The organism is Streptomyces sp. NBC_00691 (genome assembly GCF_036226665.1).
Lineage (GTDB): Bacteria > Actinomycetota > Actinomycetes > Streptomycetales > Streptomycetaceae > Streptomyces.
Genome location: NZ_CP109007.1, coordinates 5,563,570 through 5,577,684, shown reverse-complemented (window position 1 = coordinate 5,577,684; position 14,115 = coordinate 5,563,570). Strand labels below are relative to the sequence as shown.

General features: G+C 74.2%; 9 protein-coding genes. 3 read left to right on the top strand and 6 right to left on the bottom strand.

Annotation, left to right across the window (positions count from 1 at the left end):
* Positions 1 to 176: 176 nt before the first annotated feature.
* From OG392_RS25380 to OG392_RS25370, 3 genes are all read left to right on the top strand, one after another.
* A complete protein-coding gene (locus tag OG392_RS25380) occupies positions 177 to 2,207 on the top strand; it encodes a M4 family metallopeptidase (protein ID WP_329283217.1) in 2,031 nt (676 codons plus the stop codon).
* 135 nt (positions 2,208 to 2,342) lie between these two features.
* Entirely contained in the window at positions 2,343 to 2,999 is a 657-nt protein-coding gene (locus OG392_RS25375; RefSeq protein WP_329283214.1) for a response regulator transcription factor, read from the top strand.
* Positions 2,992 to 4,536: a sensor histidine kinase gene (locus tag OG392_RS25370; RefSeq protein WP_329283212.1), complete on the top strand. Its 1,545-nt coding sequence runs from the start codon at positions 2,992 to 2,994 to the stop codon at positions 4,534 to 4,536. The genes OG392_RS25375 and OG392_RS25370 overlap by 8 nt, the downstream gene beginning before the upstream one ends.
* Positions 4,537 to 4,600: 64 nt before the next feature.
* On the opposite strand, the gene glgP is transcribed toward OG392_RS25370, so the two are convergent.
* The 6 genes from glgP to OG392_RS25340 form a co-directional block, all read right to left on the bottom strand.
* Positions 4,601 to 7,177 carry an alpha-glucan family phosphorylase gene (gene glgP / locus OG392_RS25365; protein WP_329283210.1) on the bottom strand — a complete coding sequence of 859 codons (2,577 nt, stop codon included), beginning with the start codon at positions 7,175 to 7,177 and terminating at the stop codon, positions 4,601 to 4,603.
* Between the two features lie 129 nt (positions 7,178 to 7,306).
* The gene (locus OG392_RS25360) at positions 7,307 to 8,686 is read right to left on the bottom strand and encodes an FAD-dependent monooxygenase (protein ID WP_329283207.1); all 1,380 of its coding nucleotides are present in this window, start codon (positions 8,684 to 8,686) and stop codon (positions 7,307 to 7,309) included.
* Between the two features lie 22 nt (positions 8,687 to 8,708).
* Complete coding sequence (locus OG392_RS25355; protein WP_443055098.1) at positions 8,709 to 9,815, bottom strand: monodechloroaminopyrrolnitrin synthase PrnB family protein; 1,107 nt, start codon at positions 9,813 to 9,815, stop codon at positions 8,709 to 8,711.
* Between the two features lie 123 nt (positions 9,816 to 9,938).
* The gene (locus tag OG392_RS25350; RefSeq protein ID WP_329283204.1) at positions 9,939 to 11,381 is read right to left on the bottom strand and encodes an MFS transporter; all 1,443 of its coding nucleotides are present in this window, start codon (positions 11,379 to 11,381) and stop codon (positions 9,939 to 9,941) included.
* Positions 11,378 to 12,808 carry a 4-hydroxyphenylacetate 3-hydroxylase family protein gene (locus tag OG392_RS25345; protein ID WP_329283203.1) on the bottom strand — a complete coding sequence of 477 codons (1,431 nt, stop codon included), beginning with the start codon at positions 12,806 to 12,808 and terminating at the stop codon, positions 11,378 to 11,380. The genes OG392_RS25350 and OG392_RS25345 overlap by 4 nt, the downstream gene beginning before the upstream one ends.
* 217 nt (positions 12,809 to 13,025) lie before the next feature.
* A complete protein-coding gene (locus OG392_RS25340) occupies positions 13,026 to 14,009 on the bottom strand; it encodes an AraC family transcriptional regulator (RefSeq protein WP_329283201.1) in 984 nt (327 codons plus the stop codon).
* Positions 14,010 to 14,115 lie beyond the last annotated feature (106 nt).

The window sequence follows — 14,115 nt, the reverse complement described above, 5'->3', positions numbered from 1 at the left end:
TTTCCGGCCAACTTGCCGACGCACTCCTGACAGGTCCCCGTCATTCCTGTCACTCTCTCCCCGGCTCTTCGCACCAGAGTTCGCTGCTTCACCCGAACGTGCTCCACAGCTCTGCTTGCTCCGCCCGGATGGGCCGACCCAGTCCGCCGGTACCCCCCTCGCAAGAAGGAGTCTGCGTGAGATCCACGCCCAGCCGTCGCGCCACCGCGACCGGCGCTCTGATCGCTGCCGCCGCCATGCTCGCCGTGAGCGTCCAGACGGGTGCCGCCACCGCGGCGGACGCCCCCTGGAGCATCGCCCCGAAGGCCCAGCAGGGCACCTCGGCGAACCCCGGCAAGCTCCCGGCCGACCTCACCCCCGCCGAGCGCACCGCGCTCATCAAGGCGGCCGACGCCGACAAGGCCGCCAAGGCCAAGGAGCTCGGCCTCGGCGCCCAGGAGAAGCTGGTCGTCCGTGACGTCGTGCAGGACCGCGACGGCACGACCCACACGCGCTACGAGCGCACCTACGCCGGACTGCCCGTCCTGGGCGGCGACCTGATCGTCGCCGAGACCAAGGCCGGCGCGACCACCGGTGTCACCAAGTCGACCCGCGCGGAGCTCAAGAACATCTCCACCTCCGCCGCCGTGGCCCCGGCCGCCGCCGAGAAGCAGGCCGTCGGCCTCGCCCAGGCGGACGGCTCGGCCAAGGCCAAGGCCGACCGCGCCCCGCGCAAGGTCGTCTGGGCCGCCAACGGCACCCCCGTCCTCGCGTACGAGACCGTCGTCGGCGGCCTCCAGCACGACGGCACCCCGAACGAGCTGCACGTCGTGACGGACGCGAAGACCGGCGCGAAGCTCTTCGAGTGGCAGGCCATCGAGACCGGCGTCGGCAACACGATGTACAGCGGCCAGGTCACCCTCGGCACCGCCCCGTCGTACACCCTGACGGACACGGGCCGCGGCGGCCACAAGACGTACAACCTCAACGGCGGTACGTCCGGCACCGGCACGCTGTTCAGCAACACCACCGACACCTGGGGCAACGGTCTCCCCGCCAACAAGGAGACCGCCGGCGCCGACGCGCACTACGGTGCCGCGCTCACCTGGGACTACTACAAGAACGTGCACGGCCGCACCGGCATCCGCGGTGACGGCGTCGGCGCGTACTCCCGCGTCCACTACGGCAACGCGTACGTCAACGCGTTCTGGTCCGACTCCTGCTTCTGCATGACCTACGGTGACGGCTCCGGCAACACCAAGCCGCTGACCTCCATCGACGTGGCCGCGCACGAGATGACGCACGGCGTCACCTCCAACACCGCGGGCCTGGTCTACAGCGGCGAGTCCGGCGGCCTCAACGAGGCCACCTCGGACATCTTCGCGGCGGCCGTCGAGTTCTACGCCAACAACGCCCAGGACAAGGGCGACTACCTCGTCGGCGAGAAGATCGACATCCGCGGCAACGGCACCCCGCTGCGCTACATGGACAAGCCGAGCAAGGACGGCTCGTCCAAGGACGCGTGGTACTCGGGCCTCGGCGGCATCGACGTCCACTACTCCTCGGGCCCGGCGAACCACTGGTACTACCTGCTCTCCGAGGGCAGCGGTGCCAAGACGGTCAACGGCGTGAACTACGACTCGCCTACCTCCGACGGCCTGCCCGTCACCGGCATCGGCCGGGACAAGGCCTCGCTGATCTGGTTCAAGGCGCTCACCACCAAGTTCAGCTCGAACACCAACTACGCCGGGGCCCGCACGGGCACCGTCGCGGTGGCCACCGAGCTGTACGGCGCCGGCAGCCCCGAGGTGCTCGCGGTCGAGAACGCCTGGGCCGCCATCGCCGTCGGTTCCCGCCCGGGCGGCGGCGAGCCGCAGCCGGGCAAGGTCTTCGAGAACACCGCCGACGTGTCCATCCCGGACAACGGCGCCGCGGTGACCTCGACGGTCAACGTCACGGGTGTCACGGGCAACGCGCCCTCCACCCTCAAGGTGGACGTGAACATCGTCCACACCTACCGCGGTGACCTGATCGTCGACCTCGTCGCCCCGGACGGCTCGGTCTACAGCCTGTCCAACCGGTCGGGCGGCAGCGCCGACAACATCGTCCAGACCTTCACCGTGAACGCCTCCTCCGAGGTCGCCAACGGTGCCTGGAAGCTCCGTGTCCAGGACAAGGCCGCGGTCGACACCGGCTACATCAACAGCTTCAAGCTCACCTTCCCGTAAGCCCGCGAGCGGGCCATCGGCAAGCCGGTGAGTGAGTAACCCCGAGTCACAAGTGCCGGACGCCCGGAGGGATCCTTCCCTCCGGGCGTCCGTGCGTTCCCCGGACCCGCACCGGCCCTCCGTACCCTGGGACGCATGATCAAGGTGCTGCTGGCCGACGACGAGACGATGATCAGGGCCGGAGTGCGGGCCATCCTCGCCACCGACCCCGGGATCGAGGTGGTCGCCGAGGCGGGCGACGGTCACGAGGCCGTCGAACTCGCCCGCGAGCACCGCCCCGACGTCGTCCTCCTGGACATCCGGATGCCCCGGCTCGACGGACTCGGCGCGGCCGAGGAGCTGCGCCGGGCCGTCCCGGGCGCGGCCGTCGTCATGCTCACCACCTTCTCCGAGGACGCGTACATCGCGCGCGCCCTCGGCAGCGGCGTCAGCGGCTTCCTGCTCAAGTCCGGGGACCCGCGCGAACTGATCGCCGGGGTCAGGGCCGTGGCCGGCGGCGGTGCCGCTCTCTCCCCCACCGTCGCCCGCCGGGTCATCGACACCCTCGGCGGCGAGCGCCTCACCCGCGCGGCCTCGGCGCGCGCCCGCCTCGACCGGCTCACCGGCCGGGAGCGGGAGGTCGTCGGCCTGCTCGGCGCCGGACTCTCCAACCAGGAGATCGCGGACCGCATGTACGTCGTCGAGGGCACCGTCAAGGCCCATGTGAGCGCCGTCCTCGGCAGGCTGGGGCTGCGCAACCGGGTCCAGCTCGCGATCCTGGCGTACGAGGCCGGCCTGGTGACCGATGCGTGAGGCGCCGCGCGAGCCGTTCCGCGAGCGTCTCTTCGACCTCATCCTGTGGCTGCTGCTCTGCGTGCCCGTGCTGCTGAAGTCGGACCCGAACGACGGCGGCAGCTGGACCCGGGTCGCGGTGGGCGTGACGGTCCTCGCGGGCTGCGTCGCGGTGAGCCGGAGGTGGCCGCTGGTGTCGCTCGCGGCCGCGGTCGCGGCGAGCCTGCCGGCCACCCTGGAGCTGTTCACCCCCTCGTACAGCCTGGCGCTGGTCGCCTTCGGGTACCTGGCGGGGCGGCGCCAGGAGCACACCCGGGCGGCGCTCTGGCTGTTCGGCGCGATCGCGGCCGCCGGGCTCGTCCTCACCTGGGTCACCCGAACCTCGCTCGGCCAGTGGTTCACGCTGCTGCTCGCGCTCGCCCTCGCCGTCGTCGCGCCCTGGCTGATCGGCCGGTACGTGCGCCAGTACGACCGTCTCGTGCGGAGCGGCTGGCAGCTGGCGGACCGGATGGAGCGCGAGCAGGCGGCGGTGGCCGACCGGGAGCGGCTGCGGGAGCGGTCCCGGATCGCGGGTGACATGCACGACTCGCTCGGCCACGACCTGGCCCTGATCGCGATCCGCGCGGGCGCCCTGGAGGTCTCCCCGGACCTGGGCCCGGACCAGCAGCTGGCGGCGGGCGAGCTGCGCCGCGCAGCGGCGGACGCGACGGCCCGGCTGCGGGACATCATCGGCGTCCTGCGCGAGGAGGACGAGGCGGCGCCGACGAGCCCGGCCGGCGAGACGGTCGAGGAACTGGCGGCCCGCGCCCGCGCGTCGGGGCTCACGGTCACCCTCACCACGACACCCGTGCCGACGCTGCCGGGGATGTCGGGGCTCGCCCTGCACCGGATCGTGCAGGAAGGCCTCACCAACGCGGCCAAGCACGCGCCCGGCGCGGCGGTCTCGATCGCCGTCGCCCCGGAGGACGACGAGGCGGCCACGGTGCGGGTCGAGGTGGTCAGCGGCCCCGGCACGGGCGGGCCCTCCCTCGGCTCCGGCTCCGGCGGCACCGGCCTCGTCGGCCTCGGCGAGCGCGTCCGCCTGGCCGGCGGCACCCTCGGCCACCGTGCCACCGAGGACGGCGGCTTCGCCCTGACCGCCGTGCTGCCCCGCAGGGCCCCCGCGCCGCTGCCCGCCGCTCCCACCTCGGCCCGGGAGCTGGACCTGGCGCGCCGCGAGGTCCGCAAGGGCCTGGCACGGGCGATCTGGATCCCGCTCGCGCTCCTCGCCGCGCTCGGCGCGCTGATGCTGGGGGTCGCCGCCTGGACGCAGGCCCAGTCGTACCTGGAGCCGGACGACTACGCGCGGATCCGGATCGGCCAGACGCCCGCGCAGCTCGACGAGAGCATCGACGACTGGCCCGAGCACCCGCTGGACAGCGCACCGCAGGTGGCTCCGCCGGAGCCGCGCGGGATGGACGAGTGCCGGTACTACCGCTCGACGATGCTGGCCGCCGTGCCGGTGTACCGGCTGTGCTTCGTCGCCGGGCACCTCGCCGACAAGGCCGAGGTGCCCTAGGGCCGGGACGCGGTCAGGGCACCGGTGGGCACGGCACCGGTGAGCCCGGCACCGGTGGTCGGGCCTACCGGAGCAGGACCCCCGCCCCCTCCCCCGTCGTCTCCTCCGGCACGGCCACCAGGCCCAGTTCCGCCGGGTGGGCGAGGAGCGGGTGGGAGGGGCGCACCCGTACCGTGCAGCCGAAGGAGCCGGTGCGGTCGAGGGCCAGGGTGCCCGCGTACGGCTGCCGGCCCTCCAGGTCCGGGCCTCCGGCCGGCTTCAGCGGGACGGTACGGGTGTCGGTGAGGGTGTCGTCGGCGTCGACCCGGCCGGTGACGGCCTGCACCTCGACGTCGTCGGGGGCGAGGGCGCCGAGGGCGACCCGGACCCGGACGACCGGGGTCGCGCCGAGCTCCGCGTCGGCGAGGTCGTCCGCGAGGTCGTCGCCGACCTCGACGTGGTCGACGGTCACCTTGGGCCAGGCCTCCCGGACCCGCGCCTTCCAGGCCGCGAGCTCCCGCGCCCGGTCCGGGGTGAGCGCCCGGCGGGCGGCGGCGGCGGGGACGTACAGCCGCTCGACGTACTCGCGGACCATGCGGTCGGCGAGCACCTTCGGGCCGAGGTCGGTGAGGGTGCGGCGGACCATCGCCGTCCAGCCGGCCGGGACGCCGTCGGGGCCCCGGTCGTAGAAGCGGGGGGCGACCCGGCGTTCGATCAGCTCGTAGAGGGCGGCGGCCTCCAGGTCGTCGCGGCGGTCCTCGTCCGCGGCGGCGGCTCCGTCGGCGGTGGGGATGGACCAGCCGAAGTCCGGCTCGAACCACTCGTCCCACCAGCCGTCGAGGACGGAGAGGTTGAGGCAGCCGTTGAGCGCGGCCTTCATGCCGCTGGTGCCGCAGGCCTCCAGGGGGCGGAGGGGGTTGTTGAGCCAGACGTCGCAGCCCGGGTAGAGGCCGCGGGCCATCGCCATGCCGTAGTCGGGCAGGAAGACGATCCGGTGCCGGACCCGGGGGTCGTCGGCGAACCGGACGAGTTCCTGCACGAGCCGCTTCCCGCCGTCGTCGGCGGGGTGGGCCTTGCCCGCGACGACCAGCTGCACCGGCCGCTCGGGGTGCAGCAGCAGGGCCCGCAGCCGGTCCTTGTCCCGCAGCATGAGGGTCAGCCGCTTGTACGAGGGGACCCGGCGGGCGAAGCCGATGGTGAGGACGTCGGGGTCGAGGACGGAGTCGGTCCAGCCGAGTTCGGCGGCCGCCGCTCCGCGCTGCCGCCATGACGCCCGCAGCCTCTCCCGTACGTCGGCCACGAGACGTTCGCGCAGGGTGCGGCGGAGTTCCCACAGTTCGCGGTCGGCGGGGTCGGGACCGAGCCGGCCGACCTCGGGGGCGACCCAGGTGGGGGCGTGGACGCCGTTGGTGATGGAGGTGATCGGCACATCGTCGGCGTCGAAGCCCGGCCAGAGCCCGGCGAACATGGCCCGGCTGACGGCCCCGTGGAGGGTGGAGACGCCGTTGGCGCGCTGGGCGAGGCGCAGCCCCATGGCCGCCATGTTGAAGACGCCGGGCTCGCCGCCCAGCGGGGTCTCGTCGCCGAGGGCGAGGACCTTGCCGGTGTCGACGCCGGGGAGCGCGCCGTCCCCGCCGAGGTGGCGGGCGACCAGGGTGCGGTCGAAGCGGTCGATGCCGGCCGGGACGGGGGTGTGGGTGGTGAACACGGTCCCGGCGCGCACGGTCTCCAGGGCGCTGTCGAAGTCGAGTCCCTCGCCCTGGAGTTCGCGGATGCGTTCGAGGCCGAGGAAGCCTGCGTGGCCCTCGTTGGTGTGGAAGACCTCGGGCGCGGGGGTGCCGGTGAGCCGCGTGTACGTACGGACGGCCCGGACGCCGCCGATGCCGAGCAGCATCTCCTGGAGGAGCCGGTGCTCGCTGCCGCCGCCGTACAGCCGGTCGGTGACGCTCCGTTCGCCGGGGGCGTTCTCCTCGACGTCGGAGTCGAGCATGAGGAGCGGGACGCGGCCGACCCGCGCGATCCAGAGGTGGGCGTGGAGACTGCGCCCGCCGGGGAGGGCGAGGGTGATCAGGGCGGGGGCGCCGTCGGCCTCGCGGAGCAGGGTGACGGGCAGTTCGCCGGGGTCGAGGACGGGGTACTGCTCCTGCTGCCAGCCGTCCCGGCCGAGGGACTGGCGGAAGTAGCCGTGCCGGTAGAGCAGGCCGACGCCGATGAGCGGGACGCCCAGGTCGCTGGCGGACTTGAGGTGGTCGCCGGCGAGGATGCCGAGGCCGCCGGAGTACTGGGGCAGGGCGGCGGTGACGCCGAACTCGGGCGAGAAGTAGGCGAGGGCGGCGGGCGCGTCGCCTGTTCGCCCGGCGGCCCGCTGGTACCAGCGGGGGGCGTGGAGATAGGTGTCGAGGTCCTCGGCGGCGGTCCGGAGCCGGGTCAGGAAGTCCTGGTCGGCGGCGAGCGCGGCGAGCCGCGGGGCTTCGAGGGCGCCGAGGATCCGGACGGGGTCGGTGCCGCCGGACGGGGTCGACGTGCCGGGGGGTTCGAGGGACTCGAAGAGGGCGCGGGTGGGTTCGTGCCAGGACCAGCGCAGGTTGTGCGCGAGGTCGGCGAGGGGTCGAAGGGTGTCGGGGAGGACGGGACGCACGGTGAATCGACGGATTGCCTTCACGCGTTCCACCTTCGCAGGCGAGTACGGAGCGGAGTGGACGCACCACGCTGTGCGTCCGTCGTTCCGCTCAGACGTTAGGGCACACCGCTCCCCCCGTGCGACGGCGCACGGGGAGCGGTGGGGCGCGTGTCAGCCGATGGCCGGGAGGGGGACCTCGTACGGGGAGCCCTGGTTGACGGTCGCCGGGTCGAAGGCTCCGGTGGCGGCGTACCGGCAGGCGATGGCGGCGAGTTCCTCGGCGGGGATGACCTCGTGGATGTCGGTGAAGCCGTGCGGGGCGCGCGCGTGCGCGAGGTCGATGACGACCTCGGGGCCGAGTTCGCGGTTGGCCCGCTGGAGCGCGGTGGTGACGGGGCGGCGGTCCCGTTCGTAGGCGGCGAGGCCGTCCTCGGGGTCGGCGTGCCGGGCGAGGGCGTGGGCGAGGGCGCGCGCGTCGACGATCGACTGGGTCGCCCCGTTGGAGCCGATCGGGTACATGGCGTGGGCGGCGTCGCCGATGAGGGTGGTGCGGCCGTGGGTCCACCGGTCGAGCGGCTCGCGGTCGACCATCGGGTACTCGTACGCGGAGTCGGCGGCGCGCAGGATGTCGGGGACGCTGACGCCGTCGAACTCCCAGCCCTCGTAGAACGGGAGGAAGGTCTCGACGGGGACGGACCGGTTCCAGTCGCCGAGGAACCGTTCCTCCTCCGCCACCGTGCCGGACGCGCAGGTGCGCTCGGCGGGGCGGGCGAGCGCCCAGTTCACCAGGACCTCCCGGTCGGGCCCGGTCGGCCGGCCCATCGGGTAGACGACGGCCTTCTGCCGGTCGTCGCCGGCGATGAGCATGAACGAGCCGACCGCCTTGGCCGGCATCCGGGACACTCCTCGCCACACCAGCATCCCGTTCCACGGCGGCCCGCCCTCCCCTGGGTGCAGGGCGGCTCGTACGGTCGAGCGGATGCCGTCCGCGCCGACGAGCACGTCCGGTTCGAGGGAGGCGCGGCCGTGCACGGCGCCTTCCCGGTGTTCGAGCCTCAGCCGGGGCCGCCCGTCCGGTGTCGGCTCCACGCCGCTCACCCGGACTCCGGTGACCAGGGCGGCGGGACCGAGCCTCGCCCGTACCGCGCCGGCGAGTACCTGCTGGAGGTGCCCCCGGTGGACCGACAGCTGCGGCCAGAGGTAGCCCGCGCCGAGGCCGCGCGGCTCCCGGGATATCAGCCCGCCGGAGCGGTGGTAGTAGCGCAGTTCGCGGGTGCGCAGGGCGCCCGGCTCCAGGGCGTCGAGCAGGCCGAGGGCGTCCAGTTCGCGGACGGCGTTCGGCATCAGGTTGAGCCCGGCGCCGACCGGGCGGATCGCGGGCGCCGTCTCGACGACCGTCACCCGCTCGAAGCCGGCGGCGTGCAGGGAGAGGGCGGTGGTGAGGCCGGCGATGCCGCCGCCGGCGATCACGACGTGCGGGCTCTGCCCGTAGTCCGGCGCCGGACGGCGGCGGCGGACCGGGAGGAACGCGGAGGGGGTGTGGGGGGACATGACGACTGCTCCTTCGGCGCCGCTACGCGGCCGACGGCCCGACGGGGGCCCCTGCGGGACGGCGCCGCACGGTCGCGCGGCGCACCATGGTCTCGTTCTCCCTGGTCAGATCCAGGATCGAGCGCAGCAGCGCGACCGGGGCCCCGCCGCTGCCCTCCTCGTACAGCCGGGTCTCCTCGCTGTACGCCTTGCGGGCGATGCCGAGGTGCCGGGCGCGGAAGGTCTTCAGGAGGCGCAGCACCCGGCCGAGGGCCTCCGCGGACGCGGCCAGGGAGGGCGGCAGCCGGTCCGCGCCCTCCCAGCTGACGGCGGCCGACAGCTTGCTCACCGCCGAGACCCCGCCCCGGTGCCGGGTGTGGAAGGCGCGCCAGGCCGGCAGCGCGTACGGCACGGACTCGGCGAGGAAGGCCTCGTAGGCCGAGTCGGAGCGGTCGCACTGCCACAGTGTCAGGTCGACCAGCCAGAGCGGCACCTGAGCGGCGGCCGGGCCGAGATAGTCCCGGCCGTCCACCTCGACCTCCTCGAAGTAGGGGCGCAGCACGACCGCGAAGTACTCCGGGGACACCTGCGCCACCGTGAGGTCGATGGAGTCGACCATCGCCCGCACATGACGGGCCACCCGGTCGAGGGCGGTGGCGAAGCCCGGGTCGTACGGTTCGAGGCGGGCGACCCGGCCACAGTCGTCGAGGGCGGCGACGAGGCCGGGGAAGACCATCCGTACCGCGTCCTGGAGCCGGACCTCCGTCGGATCGCCGGTGTAGGTGCGGCGGCGGGGGCCGGGCGGGTTCCAGGTCGTGTAGTGGTGCACGGTGTCCCTCGGCACCATGTCGGTGCGGCGGCCGAGGAGTTCGAGGACGGGCAGCGCCTCGGGCACGGCGTGGAGGGGCTGTACGCCGTGCCGTTTCAGCGAGCCCAGCAGGATGCCGAGGTCCCGCATCGCGGCGAGGGCGTGGCCGACGCTCCACTGGGCGGCCCGGTCGATGTCCGGCACGAGGGCGCGCAGCGCGACGGTGAGCGCGGCGACGTCGGCGTCGGCGTTCATCGCGGGTACGGCGGCGAGCAGGCCGTCGGCGCCGAGCGGGTCGGCGGCGCGGATGTCCTCGGTGCGGTGACGCGGATCGCCCAACAGCACGGGGGCTCCTCTTGTTCGGGGCTCGGTTCGCCGAAGAGGCACGGCTCACTCGCCGGTGGTCGTGGGCAGTGGTTCGGGTGGGTGCGGGCCGGTTCGGGTCCGGTCGGGTACGGGGGCGGGTCAGCGGCGGTCCGGGACCCGTTTCGCGGGGGAGCCCTCCGGCGCCCGTCTCGGCGGGTGGAGGCGCAAGGAGAGCAGCGCGGCCGCGGCGGCGACGGCGGCGCCGGTGAGGAGGGCGGCGCGGTGGCCGGAGGTCTCGGCGGTCGCGCGGGCCGCGTCGACGGCTTCGGTACGGCCGGTGGCGACGCCCACCAGGACGGCGAGGCCGAGGACGGAGCCGAACTGCTGGCTGGTGTTGACGAGTCCGGAGGCGAGTCCGGTCTCCTCGGGCGCGGCCTCCGCCGTCGCGGCCACGTTGGTGGTGACCATGACGAGCGGCAGGGCGGCGCCCAGGACCAGGCTCGGGGCGAGGACGGTGCTCGCGAAGCCGCCGTCGGGGGTGAGGGCCAGGGCCAGCCACAGGGTCCCCGCGCACAGCAGGACGAACCCGAGGGTCATCGTCCGGTGCAGGCCGATCCGGAAGATGAGCCGGCCGGTCTGCGGGGCGACCGCGACGACGACGAGCGACAGCGGCAGCAGGCCGAGGCCGCCGCCGAGGGGCGAGTACCCGAGGACGTTCTGGAGGTGGAGGCTGACCAGGAAGAACATCGGGAACAGGGTGGTCTGGGCGAGCGCCGCCAGGGTGTTGGCCAGCCGGAGCGCGGGCCGGGCCGGCACGGACGGCGGGACGAGCGGCGCGGCGGCCCGGGCCTCGACGGCGGCGAAGGCGAGCAGCAGCGCGAGGCCCGCCGCCGCGGCGCCGAGGGTCCGGGCGGACAGCCATCCGGCGTCGGCCGCGCCGACGAGCGCGAAGGCGACGAGTCCGAGGCCGGCGGTCGCGGTGAGGGCCCCGGCGAGGTCGAAGCCGCCGTGCCGGACGGGTCCGGTGCGGCGGTCGGAGCCGCCGAGTGCGCGGCGGGCCGCGACGGCGAGGACCGCCGCGAGCAGCACGTTCAGCCAGAGCGTGGAGCGCCAGCCGAGCAGGTCGGTGAGGACGCCGCCGAGGACCGTGCCGAGGACGCCGCCGAGGCCGCCCATCGCGGCGAACACGCCGAGGGCCCGGTGCCGGACGGGCCCGTCGGGGAAGAGCAGCAGGAGCAGGGCGAAGGCGGCGGCCGCGGCCAGCGCGGCGCCGACGCCCTGGGCGGCGCGGGCCGCGACGAGGGCGTCGGCGCCGGGGGCGGCACCACCGGCGGCGGAGGCGACGGCGAGCAGGCCGAGGCCGCCGAGGAAGACCCGCCGGTGGCCGAGGAGGTCGGCGATCCGGCCGCCGAGGAGGAGGAGTCCGCCGAAGGTGATGAGGTAGGCGTTGGCGACCCAGGAGAGGCCCGCGGAGCCGGTGGTGAGGTCCTCGCCGACGGTCGGCAGTGCGACGTTGACGATCGCGGTGTCCATGATGAGCAGCAGCTGGGTGGCGGCGAGCAGGGCGAGCGCCCCGCGCCGTGGTGCCGGTGCCGTGGTCACCGGGTCGTCCCGAGGCCGTAGCCGTCGAGGCACGCCTGGGCGAGGTGCTCGCAGTCGTCGGCGGCGCCGGCCCAGGTCTGCATGGTCAGGTAGACGTGCGGGGCGCCGTGGTAGAAGCGCTCGTACTGCTCGTGGCGTCCGGCGAACTCGGAACCGAGGGCGTCCCAGGCGAGCTTGAGGAGTTTGACGCGGTCCTCCGCGGGGTGGCCGGTGGTGCCGAAGTAGCGGCGGACCAGGGGCCCGAGTTCGGGGTGGAGGAGGTCACGGCCGCTGGCGGGGAGCTGGAGGAGGGCGCCGCCCGCGAGGAGCCTGATGTCCTGGACGGCGCGCGGGTAGAGCTCGCCCGCCATGATCCGCTGGGCGAAGGAGATGTCCTGCCCGGGGCGGACGCCGCCGCGTCCGCCGTCGACCTCCTCGTACGAGGCCTCGGCGGCGAGCACGAAGGCCTTGGCCTGGGCGACCATGCCGAGGAGCCTGCCGACGGCCTGGGTGACGGGCGGGAGGTCCTCGGTCCCGTTCGAGCGGGTGAGGAGGATCGCGAGTCCGGTGAGGAACTCCAGCTTGGTCCAGAACCGGGTCGCGGACTGGTGGACGAAGTTGAGGTAGGCGGGGGTCTGCCACCAGACGGCGCCGGTGGTGGCCGGGTCGCGGTGGGTGAGGACCCGTTCCCAGGGCACGAAGACGTCCTCGCAGACCAGCGTCGCGTCGTTCTCGTCGTACCGGGAGGACAGCGGGTGGTCGAAGACGGACCGGGAGCGTTCCTCGTAGGAGGTGCGGGAGATCAGTTTCAGGCCGGGGGTGTCGAGGCGTACGGCGAAGGTCAGCGCGTGCTCGGTGTCGTCGGCGGCGAGCGGCTCGATGGTGCCGACGAGGATCTCGTCGGCGAAGACGGCGCCGGTGCCGACGGTCTTGGCGCCGCGGACGACGATCCCGCCGTCCCGTTCCGCCACGACCCGCAGGGCGAGGTCCTCCCCGCCGTGCCCGGGGGGCGGGTTGCCGAGGGTGAACGCGCAGTGCAGATCGCCCTCGGAGAGGCGGCGGTGGAAGGCGAGGGCGTGCTCGGCGCCGTCGAAGGTCCCGCCGGTGAAGACGGCGGGCGCGGCGGCGAACCCGGCCGCGCCGGCGGCCATGTAGTCGGGGGTGCGGCCGAGGAAGCCGAAGCCGGCGCGGGCCGTGACGCGGAAGGCACGGCGGCGGGCGACGAGGTCCTCGTACGAACGGGGCACGGTGGAGGCGCGGCGCACCCCGCCCTGGACGAGGACGGGGTGGTGGACGGGGTCGTCGGCGAGGTCGTAGAGCCCGGCGAAGGAGGCCGCGGTGGAGCGGAAGGCGGGGTGGGCGGTGACGTCCTCGACCCGCTCCCCGTCGAGCCAGATCTCGCGCCCGTCGCGCAGCCCCTCCAGATACTCCTGCCCGGACCTCGTCACCGGTGTATCGCCTCTCCTCGGGTGTCACGGCTGTGCCGGTCCCGAGCCTGTCCGGGGCGGCCCGTCCGGACAATGAGCGTCCGTCCAGGGGTCCTTAAGAACCGGCCAGGGAATCCCGAAGATGTCAGGTCGGTGGGCGCGGATCGGCGCGGACGTCCGGGGGGCCGCTCCCGGACGGCCGTCCGCCGGCCCTTCCGGAGGACCGCTCGGCCGCCTCTCAGGCGGCCCGGTCGGCTCCCGAGCGGTACTCCCCCGGGGTCACCCCGAACCATTTGCGGAAGGCGAGGTGGAAGCCGACGGCGCTCTGGTAGCCGACGCGGGCGGGCACCGCGGACTGCGGGAGGGAGGTCTCGGTGAGGAGCCTGCCGGCCTCCTGCATCCGGCGGGCGGAGAGGTACCGGGCCGGGGACTCGCCGACCAGGTCCCGGAAGGAGGCGGTGAAGGCGGAGCGGGACATGCCGACCTCCCGGGCGAGGGAGTCGATGGTCCAGGGATCGGCGAACCGGGTGGCCATCATGACGACGGCCCGGCTGATCCCGGGGTGCCGGAGCAGCGGCAGCGAGGCCGGGTTGCCCGCGAGTTCGCGGAGCAGCGGCCGGAGCGCCAGGACCAGGGCCATCTCGAAGGCGCGCAGGGTGATGAGCCGGTCGCCGGGGCCGACGGGCCGGTCCGGGGCGGCGAGCAGCCGCAGGGTGTCGCGGAGCAGCGGTTCGCGGTCGACCTGCGGTCCGTCGAGGACGAGTGCCCAGGGCAGCGAGGTGTAGAGGCCGGTGGCGGCGCTGGCGTCGTAGTGCAGCCCGGCGCAGAGCAGCCGGCTCTCGGGACCGCTGCCCTCGATGACGATCTCCCCGGAGGTGCCGGGATGCCGCTCGGGCAGGACGGCCTTGAGCGGGAGGCCCTGGCGTTCGGGCCGGTCGGAGAGGCGGTGTGCGGCGCCGGTCGGGAAGACGACGAGGTCGCCGGCGTGCAGTTCGACCGGGGCCTCGTCCTCGGTGGTGATCCAGCAGTCGCCCTCGACGACGTAGTGGAGGACGGCGCAGCTGCGTTCGGCGTCGCCCTCGATGGCCCAGGGGGCGCGGACGTGCCAGCGGCTGTCGAAGACGCCGGTGAGCCTGAGGGGTTTGAGCAGTTCGCTCAGCAGGTCGTCCTGCTCTTCCTGCTCGGGCTGCAGTGCGTGACGGTCGGTTCCCACGATTGCCATGGACGATCCTTCAACTTCCGCCCCGGTTTGTTAATTGAACGGCCGAAGCCGGGGCGGCGAGCCTGGAAGGACGCCGACACGACATCCGGGAAAGTCTATCGAAGGG